The following is a 20,294-nucleotide window of genomic DNA, read 5'->3' as shown; positions in this document are numbered from 1 at the left end:
ACCTGGACCCTAGACAAGTCCCATCGTTGCAGGTCAGGAGCACTCTTCGCGTTTCTGATCACCCACTGGACGCCCCGCCGTGTGAAAGCGCGAGGCTAAGGCCATAAGTCGCCGAGGGCCGTTCAGGCAGCCTCGGTGAACCATTCCCGGTCATCGATCCAGCCCAGGCACTCCGAGGAACGGTCACCCGCCAGGAGGCGGAACGTCGTCTTCGCCCCGCGCTTGCTCCCAACCGTCTCGACTTCGAGCCATCCGGCATCGATCAGGGCCTTCACTCCACGCTCGGTATAGCGGCGAAGGTTCCGGGCCCGGTCGCGTACGCCGACAGCATCGGCAAGCGAACACCACGGAACAGTCACCTCGGATTCGTCGCCGCAGAGGCGGGCTATCTGCCGGGCCACGGCCTGACCGCTACGTGGCACGCATAGAACCGCGTCGACATACCACAGGGCGGCTTGCCCGGTCGGGGGAGCCGTCTCGGCCGCAAGGGCGAACCCGCGCTTTCGCAGCTTCACTCTGCGCCCGGCGATAGCGTCCGCGTACTGTTCGGCAAAGGTCATCGGTCAGGTTTCCTTTCGGGGGATGCGGGAACAGAAAAGGCCCCGGTTATCCGGGGCCGCTGTGCGGTCTTCTATGCCTAGGTTTTAACCTGCCAGGGGTGGCGGAATCAAGGAAGAGCGTTTAAACGGTCAGGGGGCCGAGCGTGGGCATGGAAAGGCCCCCGAAGCGTTTACACGCGACGGGGGCAAGGGTTGGGAGCGTGGGCGGCCCCACCTACTTCCGCTTATAAGCCATCTGCTTCGGCAGAATGTATTCCGCTTCCGGCTCGATCAACCAGTATCCCTCGGGAACTTGAAGCCCGGTTTCCTTGGCGATCTCGGCAAGCTCAGCCATCTTGCAGACGACTCGTCGGCTCCCGTCTTCCGTGGCCCCCACCGTCACAGTTATGCCGTGCCGTTGCAGGAACACACGCTTCTGTTCGTCATCCTTAGTCGTCCACTCTTCGGAGTAAGTCCGACCCGTCTCCTTCCAGGCCGGGGCATCCTCGGCAGTCTTGATTTCCTCCCTCAAGCGTTCAACCTTGGCCGACTGGAATTCGTGTTGCCCCCAGTAGCGTTCAACCTGAACGTCGGTCTTGAACCGTCCAGCTAGGTAATCGGCTTCCAGTCGGTCTAGCGTCGCTTCGGCCTCGGCAAGCTCGACCTTGGCCTGACTGATCGAATTACCGGCCCGCTCCATAACCGGGAGCGGGCCGAGAGTGAACTTCACGAAAGTCCCAACGGCCATGTCTAGGTCATCGCGGCGAATGCGGCCAGGGTTTGAGCACGTTCCGGTGTTGACGTTGTTGCAGGCGTAGTAGTGATGCACGCGGCCGTTCGGCTTCGTCTTCTTGTTGGACGACATCCGGGCGCCGCATCCCTGGCAGGCAGCCACACCGCCCAGCATCGACCGTGAAGGGGTGGACCGTCTAACCGGACGATCACTCTTGAGGGCAGCCACGAATTCTGACCACTCGGCAAAATCCATCAACGGATCATCAGTGATCCGAACGTTCTCGCCGTTTTCGTCTACGACGTTCTCGCCCTTGTACGTGTAGATGCCGGCCACCGTGGGATTCATAGCTATGGCGCGAATCGCGTTGGCAGTCCAGGCAACGCCCCTCGGATCTTCCCCCTTCACGATTCGAAGATGATCCCGCCAAGTGAGAACACCACGCTTATTCAGATCAAGTGCGATCTTGTACGACGACCAGTCGCCCTTTAGTCGCTCGACAATCTCTCGGAACAGTTCCGCATACGTGTGGTCCTGAACGAGCTTCTTTCCGCCGCCTTCCTGCCGTTCGAAGCGGTACCCGTACGGCTCGACGCCACCGATCCAAACGCCCTTGGCCTTGCGGGCGGCCGAGCCAGAAAGCGCGCGGGCGCGAATGGTGTCCAACTCGCCTTCGGCAAAGGCGGCGATGATCTGAGCGAACATCTTGCCCATGGGGGTGGACATGTCGATGCCCTCGGTCACGGACACGATGGACTTCCCGTGCTTCTGGCACCACTCGAAGACCTCGGCGAAGTGGCCCGCCTTCCTGCTGAGGCGGTCGAGCTTCCAGACGGCCAACACGTCCCACTCGTCGGCCCGCTCGTTGAACCAAGGACCGAGGCCCGGTCGCTTGAAGGGGTGCATCGCACCGGACACGTCCAGGTCTTCCGCCCAGCCCGCAATGCGACCGTCCACGGTGGGGCCAGCAGTCCAGTGCTCTACGGCCTGCCGCTGCTTCTCGGGACTGGTGGTGTCGTCCTTGAGGATGGACAGGCGGACAGCGCCCAGGACCCTCGGATGCTTGATCATGGCGGCGATCGTACGAGGGTCCACGCAAGATGAACAAGTTGAACGACTTCTTCCAGGACCCGGCACCGCAGCCGACGTTCACTTCGATCCCCGTGCGTGGGCCGGGGCTGGCGTAGGGCCTCCGGTGCGGCGGGGGACGGCGGCCTGCGGCGGAGCCGCTGTGGATGCTGCGCCCCCGCCGCCCCTGCCCTTCCCGTCCCAGGGGCTCCGCCCCTGGACCCCGCTTCCGCCTGAACGGCCTGTCCTCAGACGCCGGACGGGCTGACCAGTGCCGTCGGACGGACAAGTCGGCCGAGAAGCGCGGGATCAGCCGTCCAGCAGCAGTGCGGCCAGCTCCCTCCTGTTCGTGATGCCGAGCTTGTTGCCGATCCGGTAGAGGTGGCCCTCCACCGTTCGTACGGAGACGATCAACCGGTCGGCGATCTGCTGGTTGGTCAGGCCACGGGCCACCAGGACGGCTATCTCGCGCTCCCGCCGGGTCAGCGGCACGGGCCGGGCCGCCTCCAGCAGCGCGGGCGTACGGACCCCCTGGCACTCCTGAGCGAGCCGGTGGGCCCGGGCGGCAGCGGCGTGGGCCGGGGCTCGCTCTCCGCGGCGCAGATGCGTGCTCGCGGACTGCGCGGCGGCATCCGCGGCCGCCAACAGGTCGCCCGTCTCCTCCCATTGGGCCGAGACGGCGCGCAGCCCCTCGCCGTTTCCGGTGCTCAGCGCGGCCGCATGGGCGGCGGCAGCCCGCACCCGGGGACCGTCGACCCGGCCGGCCAGCTCGGCCAGCCGCCCGGCGACCGAGGCGTCCCCCAGGCAGACCGCGGTCTGCAGGGCCAGCACCTCGTGCGCGTACTGGCCGCGCCGGGCCGCGCCGTCGGCTCCCTCGTGGGCCAGGGTGATCGCGTCGCTGAGCGCCCCCTCGACTGCGGTCACCCACGCCCTCACGAGGGCGAGTTCGGGATCGAGGACGGCGAACGACGGGCTCCGCTCGGCCTCCAGTTCGGCCAGGGAACCTCGGGCACCGGGCAGGTCACCGGCGAGGGCCAGGGCGCGGGTGAGCGACAGCAGGCAGAAGTACACGAACCCGCCGGCGTTGCCGTGTTCCCGCAGGCCCACGAGCGACTCCCGGAGCCGGCGCGTGGCGTCGGCCACCCGGCCCCGCGCGAGTTCGGCATCGCCCATGATGAAACCGCTGAGTTCGTTGCCGAACTCCTGGTCCTTGACCTCTTCCCGGAACGCGGCCGCGAGGTCCTCCGCGTCCTGCAGGTAACCCGCCAGGCTGAGCCCCATCGTCTGGGCCATGGTCAACGGCGCGCGCAGAAATCCGAGTTGACTTGACCGCGCCGCTGCCTCGTGGCCGCGGGCGGCGGCCGGGGCCAGGTCGTCGGCGCGGCCCGTCACTCCCAGAGCGGCCACCAGCGCGACCGAGGCCAGGATGACCGGCTCGTCCGGCAGATCCGGCGCGTCCAGTGCCGTGGTGGCGCACTCGACGGCGCGAGCCAGTCGCCCCTGGGTCGCTTCGAGGTAGGCGCGCAGCGCGGTCAGCTGGAGCCTGAAGCCGTCCTCCTCGACGCGCGCCTCCGCTTCGTCCAGCACGGCTTCCGCCTCGGCGGGCCCGCTCGTCACATAGGCCAGCGCCGGCACCCTGACCAGAGTCGCCCGTACGAGTTCGGCATCCGTGACGGCCATGGCCGTCAGGACGGCCAGCTCGTCCTTGACGTCCTCGTGGCGGGTGGTTGCGGCGAGGGCGGTCGTGACCAGCAGCTGTGCCTCGAACCCGGCACCCGCGGCGACCGCCGCCCCGGCCAGCCGTTCGACCAGCGGCATGTCCATGAGAAGCGCGGCGTGTGCGGCCGCCTCGGTGAAAAGCGCCGGATCCGGCGGCAGGTCCGAGTCCACGGCGAGCACGGCCCGGCGCAGCGTGTTGTCACCGTGGTGTTCGGGGTGGTCGGCCAGCGCCATCGCCATCCGGCCGCGCAGCCGGCGCGCGCGCAGAGTGCCGAGGGCCACGCGGCGCGCCTCGCCGTACAGGGGGTGGGCGAGCCCGGCCCATAGGGTGTCTCCCGCCTGTTCCACTGTCACCAGCCCCCGCGCCTCGGCCTCCTCGATCGCCGCCGCGTCCGCCAGTTGGGCGAGAAGCGCGATGTCGAAGGGCTCACCGAGCGCGAGCAGATCCACCACATCCCGTACGGGGCCGGAGAGTTCGCCCATGCGCGTCGCGACCAGGTCCACCAGCACCGGTGAGACGGACGGCGTCCCGGACCACCGCCAGGTCCCCCGCACACAGCGCAGGTTGCGCGCCTCCAGTTCGCTCTCGACCACATGGCGCAGGATCAGAGCGTTGCCCCGGGTCAGTTTCCACAGCCGGCCGGCGGTGGTGCTGTCCACGGGCCCGCCGAGAACCGCTTCGAGCACGGCGGCGGTCTGAGGTTCGGACAGCGGCTGCACTTCCAGCCGTTCCAGGTGTCCGTCCTTCCACAGTGCTGTCACGGCGTCCGGGGCCGGGCGGCCGGCCCGCACCGTGATCACGACCGCAGCCGCCTGCCGCAGCACCAACTGGTGCACCAGCAGTGCGGAGAGGTCGTCGAGCAGATGCGCGTCGTCCACCGCGACCACCGCTCCCGCGGGGCCCGCGCCGTGGAGCAGCGCGTCCAGGGTCCGGTTCAGCGTCCAGGAGGCGTCCCCGCCGCCGGGTTCGGTCCACGCGGCGAAGGCCCCCAGCGGCAGTGCCCTCGCCGAAGCCGTGCCCGTCGCCCATCTGGTGACGGCCCCGCGTCGCACGGCCGCGGCGACCGCTTCCCGGGCGAGCCGGGTCTTGCCCACCCCGGCCGCTCCGGAGAGCAGCACGCCGCGCGTGCCACGACCGCTTTGCCCCGCCCTGTCGATGAATCGCAGTTCTTCCGTACGGCCGGTCAACGGCCATTCCCGCCCCAGTTCCCCCACACCAGGATCCTACAAACCCGGACATCCATCACGAAACCCAATTCGAGTAGCCAACTACTCGTGACCGCCCGTACCGGCGCCGTGATCCTGGTCCAGCACCCCCACCAACGGTGACGAAAGGAACATTCAGTGAGCAACATCCGGAGCACCGGCGGGATACGTCGGTCCCGCAAGCTCGTGGCCACCGCCGTGGCCACCGCCGCCCTGACCGCCGGCGCCCTGGTCCCCACTGTGGGAACGGCCGACGCCACGGTCCGTGCGGCGGCCTCGAAGTCCTTCACGTGGGGCACCCTGCGCAGCGGCGACTGCACCATGTTCTCGGGTGCGAGGTGGACCGTGTACCCGGACGGTACGGCCTACTTCCGGGCCACCGTCACCAGTAGTCACAACAACGACGCCTGGCTGATGCGAGTACGTCTGAAGGACGGGAACGGAGCCGTTCTCACGGCTCTGCGCAACGCGCGCATACAGGACCCGGCGAGCCCGACCAAGTTCGTGAAGAACCTGCCCGACCGCACCCAGCGGTACGTGTGGACGGCGAAGGGCACCTTCGACCCCGGCTGGTACGACGAAATCCAGCGCATGTCCCTCGTCAACAGCTGCTGACCGGGGCCCACGGGAACGCGCCGTCGAGGTTGCCGCGACAACGGCAGCAGTACGTCTGATCCTGGAACGGGAGTACGGGAATAGTCCTCGCACATCACGTGCTCCTGTTCCAGGAGGTATGACGACGATGACCACAACGGCCGGCGCAGACGGCAGCGGGCGATACCGCATCGAGCACGACTCCATGGGCGAGGTCCAGGTCCCCGTCGACGCCAAGTGGCGGGCCCAGACCCAGCGGGCCGTCGAGAACTTCCCCGTCTCCGGTCAGCGGATCGAGCGCGCCCACATCGAGGCGCTCGCGCGGATCAAGGGTGCCGCCGCCAAGGTCAACGCGGAGCTCGGCGTGCTCGACAAGGACGTTGCCGACGCCATCCAGGAGGCGGCCGCCGAGGTGGCCGAGGGGCGGTGGGACGAGCACTTTCCCGTGGATGTGTTCCAGACCGGGTCGGGCACCTCGTCCAACATGAACACCAACGAGGTCATCGCCACCCTCGCCGGTGAGCGGCTCGGGCGCGACGTGCATCCGAACGACCACGTGAACGCCTCACAGTCGTCCAACGACGTCTTCCCGTCGTCGATTCACATCGCCGCCACCGCCGCCGTCACCCACGACCTCGTCCCTACCCTCGAACACCTCGCCGCCTCTCTCGAACGCAAGGCCGACGAGTTCGCCGATGTGGTGAAGTCGGGGCGCACTCACCTCATGGACGCCACGCCTGTGACGCTCGGGCAGGAGTTCGGCGGGTACGCCGCCCAGGTGCGCCACGGCGTCGAGCGGCTGAGCGCCTCGCTGCCGCGGCTCGCCGAACTGCCGCTGGGCGGAACCGCCGTCGGAACGGGGATCAACACTCCGCCCGGCTTCTCCGCCGCGGTCATCGCCGAGGTCGCCCGGGCCACCGGGCTGCCGCTCACCGAGGCCCGCAACCACTTCGAGGCCCAGGGCGCACGGGACGGGATCGTCGAGACGAGTGGGCAGCTCAGGACCATCGCCGTCGGACTGACCAAGATCTCCAACGACCTCCGGTGGATGGCCTCCGGACCCCGGACCGGACTCGCCGAGATCAGCCTTCCCGACCTGCAGCCCGGCTCCTCGATCATGCCCGGCAAGGTCAATCCCGTCATCCCCGAAGCCGTTCTCATGGTCGCCGCGCAGGTCATCGGGAACGACGCGACCATCGCCACCGCCGGCGCCTCCGGCAACTTCGAGCTCAATGTGATGCTGCCGGTGATCGCGAAGAACGTGCTCGAGTCCATCCGGTTGCTCGCCAACGTGTCACGGCTGCTGGCCGACCGCACCATCGACGGCATCGTCGCCCACCGCGAACGCGCCCGTGAATACGCCGAGTCGTCGCCCTCCGTCGTCACTCCGCTCAACAAGTACATCGGATACGAGGAAGCCGCCAAGGTCGCCAAGAAGGCGCTCGCCGAGCGAAGGACCATCCGTCAAGTCGTCCTGGAATCCGGGTATGTGGAGCGCGGAGACCTCACGCTCGAACAGCTCGACGAGGCGCTTGATGTCCTGCGGATGACGCATCCGTAACGTCTCGTGACATGTCACCCGCCCGTGGGGCGAACCGTGACCGGCACCGCAGCGTCGTATGCCTGGGGCACCTAATATCTGTGCATGGCAGACGGTGGAGCGGTGAGACGAATGGAAGCGGACGGGTCGACGACACACTGGGAGCCGGGGGAACGGATCCTCTGGCGGTACCGGGAGAACGCCGGTGAGCGCTTCCACATCGCCCGCCCCGTCACCGTCGTACGCGACGACTCCGATCTGCTCGCCGTGTGGATGGCGCCGGGCACCCAGTGTGTGAAGCCCGTCCTCGCCGACGGCACGCCGCTGCACGCCGAGCCGCTGGAGTCCCGCTACACCAAGCCGCGGGCCGTGCAGCTGGACCGCTGGTTCGGCACCGGGGTGCTCAAGCTGGCGCGGCCCGGCGAGCCCTGGTCGGTGTGGCTGTTCTGGGAACAGGGCTGGCGGTTCAAGAACTGGTACGTCAATCTGGAGGCGCCACTGGTCCGCTGGGCCGGCGGGGTCGACTCCGAGGACTACTTTCTGGACATCTGCGTCTACCCGGACCGCAGTTGGGGCTGGCGCGACGAGGACGAGTTCGCGCAGGCCCAGCGGGACGGCCTGATGGACCATCGGCTCGCCGACCGGGTACGGGAGGCGGGGCGGTCCGCGGTGGAGGTGATCGACGCCTGGGGGCCACCGTTCTCGGACGGCTGGCAGCACTGGCGCCCGGATCCCTCCTGGGTGGTGCCGCCGCTGCCGGACGACTGGGACCGTACCCCTGCGTACGTGACCTCATGAGACCCTTGTTGCGCCCCCGCGGTACAACCGTAGGATCGTCCTCCGCAAGGGCACACAGCAGCAGCAACTCCCGCACTATGGGCTGAGCTTGACCGAACGTCACCGAGGGGCGGCAGGACGTGAGCGAGGGGTACGAGGGCCACACCGGGACGGCTACCGGACAGCCGGCCGGTGGATCATGGACTGACCGCGCGGGAATTCCGTTCCTGGGGCACGTATTCCGGGTATCGGCTTCTCGGCGGGACGAACTGCACGCACGGCGCGCAGCCCCGGACGGATGGATTCGACACGCGTGACGGAGCACCCGACCTCCCACGAACGCCCCCAGCAGGGCGTCGGCCCCGCGGACCCCCGCGGGGCGCTCCTGCGTACCCCGGAGCCCATGCCCACCCCGCCGCCGGCCACGGCCTTACCGGCACAGACCCGGGCGGGCGACGCACCCACCGGACCGGCCTCGACGCCGCCGTACGCCAAGCAGGGAGCCTCCGGCAACCAGGGCGGCACGCCCACGTCGCCGCCCGCGACCGGCGGCAGCGAGCACTCCCAGCCCGCCGCCGACGAGCCCGACGCACACCGGCCGCGCCCCGCTCCCGAGGTCATCCCGGCCCAGCCGGGCACCGACCAGGACCGCGCCGCCGTCCTGCCCGGCGGCAAGGACCGGCGCACCGGTCAGACGCCGCCGAGCGGCCCCATGCCCATGCGGCGCGACGGGGACCGGCTGCGCTTCGTGGGCGCCGCGACCCGGCGGATCGCCCGTGGCATCGATCTCGACGAGATCGTGATGGGCCTGTGCCGGGCCACCGTGCCGACGTTCTCGGACGCGATCCTCGTCTATCTGCGCGACCCGCTGCCCGTGGGCGACGAGCGGCCCACCGGGCCCCTGGTGCTGCGGCTGCGGCGCACCGACCGCATCCCGCAGGACCGGGACCTGGAGGACGGGATCCTGCCGGTGCCGGTGCCGGAGAACTCCGGCCTCGCGGCGCTGAGCAACGATCTGTGCGAGGTGCGGCCCGGCGGTGCCCTCGCCGAGGTGCTGCGCGGGGTGCGGCCCGTGTTCGCGGACGCGCCCGCCGCCCGCGCCGCGCTGCCCGAGCTGCTCGGCGACGAGCTCCCGATTCCCGCGGGCCAGCGCGCGATCCTCGCCCCGCTGCGCGGCCGCCGCCGGGTCATCGGCGCCGCGCTGTTCCTGCGCCGCCCGGAGCGCATGGCGTTCGAGCCGGACGATCTGCTGGTCGCCGCACAGCTCGCCACGCACAGCGCGCTGGGCATCGACAAGGCGGTGCTGTACGGCCGCGAGGCGTACATCGCCGACGAGCTGCAGCGGACGATGCTGCCCGAGACCCTGCCGAACCCGACGGGCGTACGACTGGCGTCCCGCTATCTGCCGGCCGCCGAGACCGCGCGGGTCGGCGGCGACTGGTACGACGCCATTCCGCTGCCGGGCAGCCGGGTGGCGCTGGTGGTCGGTGACGTCATGGGGCACTCCATGACCTCCGCCGCGATCATGGGGCAGCTGAGGACGACGGCCCAGACGCTCGCCGGGCTCGACCTGCCGCCGCAGGAGGTGCTGCACCACCTCGACGAGCAGGCCCAGCGACTCGGCACCGACCGCATGGCGACCTGCCTGTACGCGGTGTACGACCCGGTCTCGCACCGGATCACCATCGCCAACGCCGGCCATCCCCCGCCGGTCCTGCTGCACCTGGGCGGCCGGGCCGAGGTGCTGCGGGTACCGGCCGGCGCCCCCATCGGCGTGGGCGGCGTGGACTTCGAGGCGGTCGAGCTGGACGCGCCCGCCGGGGCCACGCTCCTGCTCTACACCGACGGTCTCGTCGAGTCCCGGCTTCGGGACGTGTGGACCGGTATAGAACAACTGCGGGAGAAGCTCGCCGCGACCGCCCAGCTCACCGGCGCCGACCATCCGCCGCCACTGGAGGCGCTGTGCGACGAGGTGCTCGACATGCTCGGCCCCGGCGACCGCGACGACGACATCGCGCTGCTCGCCGCGCGCTTCGACGGGATCGCGCCGAGCGATGTCGCGTACTGGTTCCTGGAGCCCGAGGACGCGGCCCCGGGCCGGGCCCGGCGCCTGGCCCGCCGGGCGCTGGCCCGCTGGGGCATGGAGGAGCTGACGGACTCGGTGGAGCTGCTGGTCAGCGAGGTGGTGACCAATGCCGTGCGCTATGCGTCACGGCCCATCACGCTGCGCCTGCTGCGCACCGATGTGCTGCGCTGCGAGGTCGGCGACGACGTGCCTCAGCTGCCGCGCCTGAGGCAGGCGCGGGCCACGGACGAGGGTGGCCGCGGACTCTATCTGGTGAACCGGCTGGCCCGACGCTGGGGTGCGACCCGGCTGAGCACCGGAAAGGTGGTCTGGTTCGAGCTGAACCGGGGCTGACGCCGTCAGGGGTCGGCCCCGGGCTCGGACGAGCACCTGAATTGGACCCCGTCCAAAAGTTGCCGACATCCCGTGGGCGGAGTTGACTGCTGGGGTGGGCGAAGCGACCCGACCGACACCCTCGAGTCTCGACGGGAGGACGCTCTCGTGACCCAGGCACCCCAGCAGATTCCGTTCACCACAAGCAACTCGGGCATCCCGGTGGAGAGCGATGAGCACTCGCTGACCGTCGGCCCCAACGGCCCGATCCTGCTCCAGGATCACTACCTGATCGAGAAGATGGCCCAGTTCAACCGGGAGCGGGTCCCCGAGCGGGTGGTGCACGCCAAGGGCAGTGGTGCATACGGATTCTTCGAAGTCACCAACGACGTCAGCCAGTTCACCAAGGCCGACCTCTTCCAGCCGGGCAGGCGCACCGAGATGCTGGCGCGCTTCTCGACGGTGGCCGGTGAACAGGGCTCCCCGGACACCTGGCGCGACCCGCGTGGTTTCGCGCTGAAGTTCTACACGGAATACGGCAACTACGACCTGGTAGGCAACAACACGCCGATCTTCTTCGTCCGTGACCCGCAGAAGTTCCAGGACTTCATCCGCTCGCAGAAGCGCCGCCCCGACAACGGGCTGCGCGACAACGACATGCAGTGGGACTTCTGGACCCTCTCCCCCGAGTCCGCGCACATGGTGACGTGGCTCATGGGAGATCGCGGCATTCCGAAGACGTACCGCAACATGAACGGGTACTCCTCGCACACCTACATGTGGGTCAACGGCGGCGGCGAGAGGTTCTGGGTCAAGTACCACATCAAGACCGATCAGGGCATCGACTTCCTCACCCAGGAGGACGCCGACCGCCTGGCCGGCGAGGACGCCGATCTGCACCGCCGCGACCTCTTCCGGGCGATCGACCGCGGCGAGCACCCGTCCTGGACGATGTACGTCCAGGTGATGCCGTTCGACGACGCGCCGGACTACCGGTTCAACCCGTTCGACCTGACCAAGGTGTGGCCGCACGGCGACTACCCGCTGATCGAGGTCGGCCGGATGACCCTCGACAAGAACCCGGAGGACTACTTCATCCACATCGAGCAGGCCGCGTTCGAGCCGTCCAACATGGTGCCGGGCATCGGGCCGTCCCCGGACAAGATGCTGCTGGGCAGGCTGTTCTCGTACCCGGACACGCACCGCTACCGCATCGGCCCGAACTACGCCCAGCTGCCGCCCAACCGGCCGCGTTCGCGGGTGTCCTCGTACGCGAAGGACGGCCCGATGCGCTACGAGCCCGCTCGCACCGGTGCCCCGTACGCGCCCAACTCCTACGGCGGTCCGGCGGCGGCCACCGACCGGTTCGGTGACATCGCGGGCTGGCAGACGGCGGGCGAGATGGTCCGCGAGGCGTACAAGCTGCACCCCGAGGACGACGACTTCGGCCAGCCGGGCACGATGGTCCGCCAGGTGCTGGACGACGCGGCCCGTGACCGGCTGGTCTCCAACGTCAGCGGCCACCTGCTGAACGGCGTCACCCGCCCCGTTGTCGACCGCGCGCTGCAGTACTGGCGCAACATCGACAAGGAGATCGGCGACCGCATCGCCCACAAGGTCAACGGCGGCTGATGAAGTGAACGCAGAAACGCGAAGAGCGCCCGGTGGCCGGTCCACCGGGCGCTCTCGCGCTACTGCGGGTTGTTCGGATTGAGCGGGTTCTGTGGCGGCGTCGTCGTGGTGTCCGGCGGCGTCGTCGTGGTGTCGGGCGGCGTCGTCGTGGTGTCCGGCGGCGTCGTCGGCGGCTTGCTGGTCGGAGGCTGGGACGTCGGCGGCTTGGTCGTCGGCTTGTTCGACGCGGTCGGCGACGACGACGGCGAGGAGGTCGGCGACTTGGAGATCGTCGGCGACACGCTCGGCTGGACCGCCGCACCCTGCGTGGTCTCCAGGTCGAACTTGGTGACGCTGCCCATCGCGTCGAAGGTGTACGCGGCCCAGATCTGTGCCGGGTAGCCACCGCCGTTGATACGGCCGCTGCCCGGGATGAGGCCCGTGGCACCCGTCAGGCTGACCTGGGTGTGCTTCTGCGCGTCCTCGCCGAACAGGCCGACCGAGGTGACCATGCTCGGCGTGTAGCCGGTGAACCAGGCCGACTTGTTGCTGTCGGACGTACCCGTCTTGCCGGCGACCTGCTGGCCGTCGCGGGCAGGGTTGTCCGCCACCGATGTCTTGGCCGTACCGTCGTCGACCACGCCGGTCAGCACCGAGGTCACCGTGTCGGCGGCCTCGCGGCTGATCACCTGGTCGCCGATCGGGTTCGGGAGATTGACCGTGTGATCCGTGTGCTCGGCCGATTTGAGGATCGCCGGGGTGACCTTCCTGCCGTGGTTGTCGAGGGTCGCGTAGACGCCCGCCATCTCCAGCGGGCTGGCGCCCATGGTGCCGAGGGTCTGCGCGGGCACGGCCGGCAGGCCCTTGGTGTCCATGCCGAGCGCGTTCGCGACCTTCAGCACGTTGGACATGCCCACGTCGACGCCCATCTGCGCGAAGACCGAGTTGACGGACTGGTTCATCGCCGTCTGGACGGGGATGTTGCCGTAGTCCTGTTTGTCCTCGTTCGGCGGGGAGAAGGGGATGTCGCTGCCCTTGACCGGGCGGCCGCTCGTGCCGTCGTACATCGTGTTCGCGTCGATGGCCCGGCCGTCCTGCGTCTTGGCATGCTCGTCCAGGGCGGCCGCGAAGATCAGCGGCTTGAAGGTGGAGGCGGGCTGGTAGTCGCGGCGGGTCGCGTTGTTCACAAAGTGCTTGATGTAGTTCTGGCCGCCGTAGAGCGCGAGGACCTTGCCCGTCTTCGGATCGACGGAGGCGGCACCGGCCTGGACGTCACCGTCGACGGAACGCTTCTTCGGGTTCAGCTTGCTGGTCAGCTTGTCCTTGACGGCCTGCTCCAGCTGGGCCTGCTTCTTCTTGTCGATGTTGACCGTGATGGTCCAGCCGCCCTGCTTCACCAGGGCCTCGGCGTCACCGAGGGAGGAGGCGGTGCCCTGGGCCACGAGCTGCTTCTCCAGCGCCGCGTTGGCCGCGTCCACCAGGTAGCCGGTCTGTCCCTCCATACCCGGTGCCGGCTTGGGCGCCTTCGGGACCTCGAACTTCATGGCCTGGCGTTTGCTCGCGTCCAGCCAGTGCTGGCCGACCATGTTGTCCAGGACGTAGTTCCAGCGGGCCTGGGCCAGCTGCTTGCCGGTGGGCGTGGCGATCGCCCAGTCGTACTGGCTCGGCGCCTGGAGCAGGGCGGCCAGGTAGGCGCCCTCCTCGACCGTGAGGTTCTTGGCGTCCTTGCGGTAGTACGCCTGCGCCGCGGCCTGGATGCCGTAGGCGCCGCGGCCGTAGTAGCTGGTGTTGATGTAGCCCCGGAGGATGTAGTCCTTGGACTTCTTACGGTCCAGCTTCAGCGAGATGATCAGCTCTTTGAGCTTGCGCGTGACGGTCTGGTTCTGCGTCAGGTAGTAGTTCTTGACGTACTGCTGGGTGATCGTCGAACCACCCTGCGCGCCCTTGCCGGAGAGGGTGTTGAGGATGCCGCGGGCCGTGCCCTTCAGGTCGACACCGGCGTCCTGGTAGAAGGTCTTGTTCTCGGCGGCGACGAACGTGCGCTGGACGTCCTTGGGGACCTCGGTGAGGTCGACGTTCTCACGGTTGACGTCGCCGGTGCGGGCGAGGACCGAGCCGTCGCTGTACTTGTAGACGTTGCTCTGCAGCTTGGCCGCCGCGTTCCCCGCCGGTATGGGGGTCATCATGTACAGCACGACGAACGCGCCCATACCCAGCAGCACGAAGCCGAACATCGTGCCGAGGATCTTCTTCCAGGTGAAGAGCCGGCGTATGAAGCTCTTGTCGTTCTTACCGTTCTTGGCGCTCCTGGCGGCGCGGGCGCGCGCGGCGGCCCGGCCGCCGGCCGGCGCGGGGCCAGTGGTGGCGACCGACGGGGAGGCCGTCGTTCCGGACGAGCGCTTGGGCGCCGCGCGGCGGCCACCGCGCTGCCGCGCTCGTCTCTCTTCCGCTCGTCCCATCGCTCGATCCGCTCCGCTTCGTTCTCGTGTGCCACACAGGTTCGTCGCTCAGGTCAGCTCAGAAAGCTAACACCGCGCGGTATGACAAAGAGGCGTCGATCATGCCTTTTGCGGGCGTGAGATCCAGCACCCGCCTCATCGGAACCGACGATCAGGAGGAGCGAATGGTTGTTCCCTGCGGTAAAGTGATATCACTTAGCTAGACTCAAGCTATGAGACGAAACGGGGGACACCACCCATGTCGACACACGAAGCTTCCGCCACGGCCGACATACCCGAGATGCCGAAGCCGCGGGTACGGGAGTTCCCGGCGCACAGCATCGGCGGGGGACTCGCGCTGGTGCTCGGACTGGCCGGCCTTGCGCTGGGCGTCTGCCTGGTCGTCGCGGGCTCGACGGTCACCGCGACCGGAACCAAGGCCGCGCTGATCGTCGTCGGCGTACTGATCGGCCTCGCGGCGTTCATCGCGATGTGCGGCCTGAACACGGTGGCGCCGGGCGAGGCCCGCGTCGTCCAGCTCTTCGGGCGCTACCGAGGCACGATCCGGCAGGACGGGCTGCGCTGGGTGAACCCCTTCACCTCGCGTACGAAGATCTCGACGCGGGTCCGCAACCACGAGACCGCCGTCCTCAAGGTCAACGACGCCTACGGAAACCCGATCGAGCTGGCCGCGGTGGTGGTCTGGAGGGTCGAGGACACCGCACAGGCGACGTTCGAGGTGGACGACTTCCTGGAGTTCGTCGCCACGCAGACCGAGGCGGCCGTGCGGCACATCGCCATCGAGTACCCGTACGACGCCCACGACGAGGGCGGGCTCTCGCTGCGCGGCAACGCCGAGGAGATCACCGAGAAGCTCGCGGTCGAGCTGCACGCGCGCGTGGAGGCCGCAGGGGTGCAGATCATCGAGTCGCGCTTCACGCATCTCGCGTACGCCCCGGAGATCGCGTCGGCGATGCTCCAGCGGCAGCAGGCCGGCGCGGTGGTGGCCGCGCGGCGGCAGATCGTCGACGGTGCGGTGGGGATGGTCGAGGCGGCGCTCGCCCGGATCGCCGAGCGGGACGTCGTCGAGCTGGACGAGGAACGGAAGGCGGCGATGGTGTCGAACCTGATGGTGGTGCTGTGCGGGGACCGGGCGCCGCAGCCGGTACTGAACACGGGGTCCCTTTACCAGTGACGGCTCCCTCCGGAGGCTCGGGCCCCCAGCGTCGGCCGCAGCAGCGCAAGCAGGTGCTGCTGCGGCTGGACCCTTTGGTGTACGAGGCGCTCGCGCGCTGGGCCGGCGACGAACTGCGCTCGGCCAACGCCCAGATCGAGTTCCTGTTGCGCCGCGCCCTGGCGGAGGCGGGCCGCCTGCCCGGCGGCACAAAGCCGATCCCCCGCCGGGGACGCCCACCGGCCTCGGGCGAGCCGGAGACATAGGGGGCCACGCGGGGCTGCACCCCGGCACCCCTGCCCCTGCCCCTGCCCCTGCCCCTGGGAACTGTCGCTGCCAAGTTCCCGCGCCGGGCCGCCACACCCTCACGAAAGCGGGCCGCCCGCCCGGGGCGCCCACCGACTTCGGACGAGCCGAAGACATGGGCACCGCCTCGGGTTCCCTGGAGGGGGCTGCGTCCCCTGGTCCAGGTCGCCGCTTGGTCCAAGTCCCCGCTCCGCCACGCCCTGACGAAGGCAGGCCGCCCACCCGGCCACACAAAGCCGCCCCCGCCTTGGGGAACTGTCGCCGCCCAACCCCACCCGGACCAGGGTCCCGGTCCTCCCCGCCCCCGCAAGACCGCCCCCACCCGGGGCGCCCACCGACTTGGGACGAGCCGGAGGCATGGGCACCGCCCGAGGGCTGCGAATCCGTGTAGCAGAACCGTGACAATCGGCCTCCACCTGCGAAAACGCGACCCTCCTCCAGATCTATACATGCCACGTATACGTACGGTGTATACGCCCTGTGTACAGTGCTCCCATGTCCATCGGTCACACCCTCCTAGGACTCCTGGAGTCCGGGCCCCGTCACGGTTACGACCTGAAGCGGGCCTTCGACGAGAAGTTCGGTCATGACCGGCCGCTGCACTATGGCCAGGTCTACTCGACGATGTCCCGGCTGCTGAAGAACGGGCTCGTCGAAGTCGACGGGATCGAGGCGGGCGGCGGGCCCGAGCGGAAGCGGTACGCCATCACCGAGGCCGGGATCACCGACGTACAGCGGTGGCTCGCGACCCCGGAGAAGCCCGAGCCGTATCTGCAGTCGACGCTCTACACCAAGGTCGTCCTCGCCCTGCTCACGCACCGCAACGCGGCCGACATCCTCGACACGCAACGCGCCGAGCATCTGCGGATGATGCGGATCCTGACCGACCGCAAGCGCAGGGGCGATCTGGCCGACCAGCTGATCTGCGACCACGCCCTGTTCCACCTCGAGGCCGACCTGCGCTGGCTGGAGCTGACCGCCGCGCGTCTCGACAAGCTCGCCGAGGCGGTGGCCGAGTGACGCCTCCTCCCGGTTCCCTGCTCGCCGCGACGGACCTGCGCAAGGTGTACGGGGCGACCGTGGCCCTCGACAGCGCCGAGTTCTCGATCCACCCCGGCGAGGTCGTCGCCGTGATGGGCCCCTCCGGCTCCGGCAAGTCGACGCTGCTGCACTGTCTCGCCGGGATCGTCACGCCCGACTCCGGCTCGATCATCTACAACGGGCGCGAGATGGCGACCATGAACGACGCCGAGCGCAGCGCGCTGCGGCGCTCCGAGTTCGGGTTCGTCTTCCAGTTCGGGCAGCTCGTGCCGGAACTGACCTGTGTCGAGAACGTGGCCCTTCCGCTGCGGCTGAACGGAACGTCCCGCAAGGAGGCCGAGCGGACCGCCCTGGCCTGGATGGCGCGGCTGGAGGTCGACGACCTGGCGAAGAAGCGGCCGGGTGAGATATCCGGCGGTCAGGGGCAGCGGGTCGCCGTCGCCCGCGCCCTGGTCACGAGCCCGCGTGTGCTGTTCGCCGACGAGCCCACCGGCGCCCTCGACTCCCTCAACGGCGAGCGTGTGATGGAACTGCTCACCGAGGCCGCCCGCTCCACCAACGCGGCCGTCGTGCTGGTCACGCACGAGGCACGGGTGGCCGCCTACTCCGACCGCGAGATCGTGGTACGGGACGGGAAGTCCCGGGACATGGAGCGCGTCGTATGAAAGCGCGATGGGGGCGCCTGTCTGCTCATGGGGGTCCCCCCGCTCATGGGGGTCCCCCCGCTCATGGGGGTCCCCCCGCTCGAGCGAAGTCGAGAGTGGGGGAGGAGTCGAGAGCTTGGGGGAGGTCCAGGGATCTGGCCATGGGGGTCCGGTTCGCCTTCGCCGGCGGACGCGAGGGGTGGGTCCGGGTCCTGCTGACGGCCGTCGGCGTCGGTCTGGGCGTGGCGCTGCTGCTGCTCACCACCGCGATACCGAACGCGCTGGCGGTGCGGCACGACCGCGAACGCGCGCGCCTGGACTTCACGTACAGCCAGACGCACCTGCGCAAGGCCGACAACACCCTGGTGATCGCCGACGTCGACACGACCTACCACCGCAAGGACGTCCGCGGGCGGCTGATGCAGCCCGAGGGCGTGAAGGCGCCGCTGCCTCCGGGGCTGGCCAAGTTCCCGGCACCCGGCGACATGGTCGTCTCCCCCGCGCTGAAGGAACTGCTCGCGTCGGCGGACGGGAAGCTGCTGCGGGAGCGGCTGCCGTACCGGATCGTCGGGACCATCGGCGAGACCGGGCTGATCGGCTCGGCCGAACTCTCCTACTACGCGGGCGCCGACGGGCTCGCGGCGAAGATCAGCAGCCCGGACATAGCCCGGATCAACAGCTTCGGGGATCCGCACCCGACGCCCGACAAGACGGATCCGGTGCTGGTCCTCCTGTCGCTCGTCGTCTTCGTGGTGCTGCTGACGCCGGTCGCCGTGTTCATCGCCGCCGCCGTGCGGTTCGGCGGCGAGCGGCGCGACCGCAGGCTCGCGGCGCTCCGCCTGGTCGGCTCCGACAGCGCGATGACCCGGCGGATCGCGGCTGGTGAGGCGCTCGCGGGGGCCCTGCTCGGCCTGGTCCTCGGCACGGCCTTCTTCCTGATCGGCCGTCAGATCGCGGGCTCCGTGGAGATCCTCGACGTCAGCGTCTTCCCCAGCTATCTCAACCCCTCGCCCGCCCTCGCCGTGCTCGTCGCGGTCGCGGTGCCGGCGGCCGCGGTGTTTGTCACGCTGTTCGCGCTGCGCGGGGTCGTCATCGAGCCGCTCGGCGTGGTGCGTACGGCGCGGCCCTCGCGGCGCCGGCTGTGGTGGCGGCTGCTGCTGCCGCTGGCCGGACTCGCCATGCTCTACCCGATGATCGGGCAGGGGCGGACCCATGGGGCGTTCAACCAGTACCTGGTCAGCGGTGGCGTCATCCTGCTGCTCATCGGCGTGACCGCGCTGCTGCCGTGGATCGTCGAGACGGTCGTCGCCCGGCTCGGCTCCGGCGGTGTCGCCTGGCAACTGGCCGTGCGCAGGCTGCAGTTGAGCAGCGGCACCGCGGCCCGCATGGTCAACGGCATCGCGGTGGCGGTGGCCGGGGCGATCGCGCTGCAGATGCTGTTCGCCGGGGTCGAGAGCGACTACACCAAGCCGTCGAAGAACGACCTTTCGCGGGCGCAGCTCGGGGTGAACCTGCCGAGGGGGGTGCCGGTCGACGCGATCGCCGGGAAGTTCGCCGCGACCAAGGGAGTGCGGAAGGTCACGGCAATCTCCGAAGCCGGCCTGGGCGACAGGCGCAAGGAGCCGAAAAGTGTGATGGACCTCAATATCGGCGACTGCGCCGCCCTGCGCGAGATGGCGACGCTGCCCTCGTGCCGCGACGGTGACGTCTTCGTCGTCTCGGGAGGCGAGTACGACACCGACACACCGAAGGTGGGCAGGCCGGGCCGGACGCTGTACATCGATCCGTCCTACGAAGACTCGCCCGGCAGCGAGATCGCCTGGACCGTCCCGCAGACCGTGAAGCAGGCCCGGTCGATCAAGGACCCGACGGGCACGATGCGCGGTGGTGTCCTGATGACCAGGGGCGCCGTCCCCACGCGGGCGGCCGGGCTGGTCCGGGGGATGATCTACCTGTCGGTCGACCAGTCCGTGCCGAACGTGCTCGAGTACGTGCGGAACACGGCGGCCCGGACCGACTGGCGGGCGTACGTCAACATGTGGACGTCCGTCGAGCAGTCCAAGAAGTACACCTCGATCCGCACGGGCCTGTTCGTCGGCGCCACCTGCGTACTGGCGCTGATCGGGGCGAGCATGCTGGTCTCGCAGCTGGAGCAGCTGCGCGAGCGCAAGAAGCTGCTGTCGTCGCTGGTCGCCTTCGGTACGCGGCGCCGCACCCTGAGTATGTCGGTGCTGTGGCAGACGGCGATCCCGATCGCGCTGGGTCTGGCGCTGGCCGCGGTGGTGGGGCTGATGCTGGGCACGGTACTGCTGAAGATGACGGGCCAGACGGTGAGCGTGGACTGGCCGGGCGTGCTGGTGATGACCGGCATCGGCGCCGGGATCGTGCTGGCGGTGACGCTGCTGAGCCTTCCGCCGCTGCTGCGGCTGATGCGACCGGACGGTCTGCGTACGGAGTGACCGGCGGCCGGGCACACGGGCCCCTCCCCCTGCGACCGGGAGGGGCC

At 69.4% G+C, this 20,294-nt stretch carries 14 protein-coding genes; 10 read left to right on the top strand and 4 right to left on the bottom strand.

Features of this window, described 5'->3' with window-relative positions; genetic code table 11:
* Nucleotides 1-122: 122 nt before the first annotated feature.
* From ABT186_RS07015 to ABT186_RS07005, 3 genes are all read right to left on the bottom strand, one after another.
* Entirely contained in the window at nt 123-560 is a 438-nt protein-coding gene (locus tag ABT186_RS07015; RefSeq protein ID WP_351923942.1) for a hypothetical protein, read from the bottom strand.
* Between the two features lie 214 nt (nt 561-774).
* Nucleotides 775-2,343 carry a recombinase family protein gene (locus ABT186_RS07010; protein WP_351923940.1) on the bottom strand — a complete coding sequence of 523 codons (1,569 nt, stop codon included), beginning with the start codon at nt 2,341-2,343 and terminating at the stop codon, nt 775-777.
* Between the two features lie 306 nt (nt 2,344-2,649).
* On the bottom strand, nt 2,650-5,274 hold the full coding sequence (locus ABT186_RS07005) for a helix-turn-helix transcriptional regulator (RefSeq protein ID WP_351923938.1): 2,625 nt from the start codon (nt 5,272-5,274) through the stop codon (nt 2,650-2,652).
* 129 nt (nt 5,275-5,403) lie between these two features.
* Here ABT186_RS07005 and ABT186_RS07000 point away from each other — a divergent pair, with 129 nt between their 5' ends.
* The 5 genes from ABT186_RS07000 (at nt 5,404) to ABT186_RS06980 (ending at nt 12,206) form a co-directional block, all read left to right on the top strand.
* The gene (locus tag ABT186_RS07000) at nt 5,404-5,880 is read left to right on the top strand and encodes a DUF6294 family protein (protein WP_351232285.1); all 477 of its coding nucleotides are present in this window, start codon (nt 5,404-5,406) and stop codon (nt 5,878-5,880) included.
* A 127-nt stretch (nt 5,881-6,007) separates the two neighbouring features.
* A complete protein-coding gene (locus tag ABT186_RS06995) occupies nt 6,008-7,420 on the top strand; it encodes a class II fumarate hydratase (protein ID WP_351923936.1) in 1,413 nt (470 codons plus the stop codon).
* Between the two features lie 84 nt (nt 7,421-7,504).
* Entirely contained in the window at nt 7,505-8,197 is a 693-nt protein-coding gene (fomD, locus tag ABT186_RS06990) for a cytidylyl-2-hydroxypropylphosphonate hydrolase (protein WP_351232283.1), read from the top strand.
* Nucleotides 8,198-8,474: 277 nt separating this feature from the next.
* On the top strand, nt 8,475-10,595 hold the full coding sequence (locus tag ABT186_RS06985; RefSeq protein WP_351232281.1) for a SpoIIE family protein phosphatase: 2,121 nt from the start codon (nt 8,475-8,477) through the stop codon (nt 10,593-10,595).
* A 147-nt stretch (nt 10,596-10,742) separates the two neighbouring features.
* Entirely contained in the window at nt 10,743-12,206 is a 1,464-nt protein-coding gene (locus ABT186_RS06980; RefSeq protein ID WP_351232279.1) for a catalase, read from the top strand.
* Between the two features lie 59 nt (nt 12,207-12,265).
* On the opposite strand, the gene ABT186_RS06975 is transcribed toward ABT186_RS06980, so the two are convergent.
* Complete coding sequence (locus ABT186_RS06975; protein ID WP_351232277.1) at nt 12,266-14,644, bottom strand: transglycosylase domain-containing protein; 2,379 nt, start codon at nt 14,642-14,644, stop codon at nt 12,266-12,268.
* A gap of 238 nt (nt 14,645-14,882) precedes the next feature.
* On the opposite strand from ABT186_RS06975, the gene ABT186_RS06970 reads away from it, so the two are divergent.
* The 5 genes from ABT186_RS06970 (at nt 14,883) to ABT186_RS06950 (ending at nt 20,247) form a co-directional block, all read left to right on the top strand.
* Nucleotides 14,883-15,818, top strand: a complete 936-nt coding sequence (locus tag ABT186_RS06970) for an SPFH domain-containing protein (protein ID WP_351232275.1) — start codon at nt 14,883-14,885, stop codon at nt 15,816-15,818.
* Nucleotides 15,815-16,063 (top strand): type II toxin-antitoxin system antitoxin, encoded by a 249-nt coding sequence (locus ABT186_RS06965; RefSeq protein WP_351232273.1) that lies wholly within the window; start codon nt 15,815-15,817, stop codon nt 16,061-16,063. The genes ABT186_RS06970 and ABT186_RS06965 overlap by 4 nt, the downstream gene beginning before the upstream one ends.
* Before the next feature lie 535 nt (nt 16,064-16,598).
* Nucleotides 16,599-17,123, top strand: a complete 525-nt coding sequence (locus tag ABT186_RS06960; RefSeq protein ID WP_351232271.1) for a PadR family transcriptional regulator — start codon at nt 16,599-16,601, stop codon at nt 17,121-17,123.
* The gene (locus ABT186_RS06955; RefSeq protein ID WP_351232269.1) at nt 17,120-17,809 is read left to right on the top strand and encodes an ABC transporter ATP-binding protein; all 690 of its coding nucleotides are present in this window, start codon (nt 17,120-17,122) and stop codon (nt 17,807-17,809) included. The genes ABT186_RS06960 and ABT186_RS06955 overlap by 4 nt, the downstream gene beginning before the upstream one ends.
* Nucleotides 17,810-17,949: 140 nt before the next feature.
* Nucleotides 17,950-20,247 (top strand): ABC transporter permease, encoded by a 2,298-nt coding sequence (locus ABT186_RS06950; protein ID WP_351923934.1) that lies wholly within the window; start codon nt 17,950-17,952, stop codon nt 20,245-20,247.
* Nucleotides 20,248-20,294 lie beyond the last annotated feature (47 nt).

This window comes from Streptomyces sp. NPDC001634 (genome assembly GCF_040298185.1).
Classification (GTDB): Bacteria; Actinomycetota; Actinomycetes; order Streptomycetales; family Streptomycetaceae; genus Streptomyces.
Note: the sequence above shows the minus strand (reverse complement) of the source record. Positions and strands in the feature narration are given on the sequence as shown.

Bases quoted from the DNA above. Each gene is read 5' to 3' on its own strand.
- ABT186_RS07015 (WP_351923942.1), bottom strand. From the start codon at position 560: ATGACCTTTGCCGAACAGTACGCGGACGCTATCGCCGGGCGCAGAGTG.
- ABT186_RS07010 (WP_351923940.1), bottom strand. From the start codon at position 2,343: ATGATCAAGCATCCGAGGGTCCTGGGCGCTGTCCGCCTGTCCATCCTC.
- ABT186_RS06995 (WP_351923936.1), top strand. From the start codon at position 6,008: ATGACCACAACGGCCGGCGCAGACGGCAGCGGGCGATACCGCATCGAG.
- fomD (WP_351232283.1), top strand. From the start codon at position 7,505: ATGGCAGACGGTGGAGCGGTGAGACGAATGGAAGCGGACGGGTCGACG.
- ABT186_RS06985 (WP_351232281.1), top strand. From the start codon at position 8,475: ATGGATTCGACACGCGTGACGGAGCACCCGACCTCCCACGAACGCCCC.
- ABT186_RS06975 (WP_351232277.1), bottom strand. From the start codon at position 14,644: ATGGGACGAGCGGAAGAGAGACGAGCGCGGCAGCGCGGTGGCCGCCGC.
- ABT186_RS06970 (WP_351232275.1), top strand. From the start codon at position 14,883: ATGTCGACACACGAAGCTTCCGCCACGGCCGACATACCCGAGATGCCG.
- ABT186_RS06960 (WP_351232271.1), top strand. From the start codon at position 16,599: ATGTCCATCGGTCACACCCTCCTAGGACTCCTGGAGTCCGGGCCCCGT.
- ABT186_RS06950 (WP_351923934.1), top strand. From the start codon at position 17,950: ATGGGGGTCCGGTTCGCCTTCGCCGGCGGACGCGAGGGGTGGGTCCGG.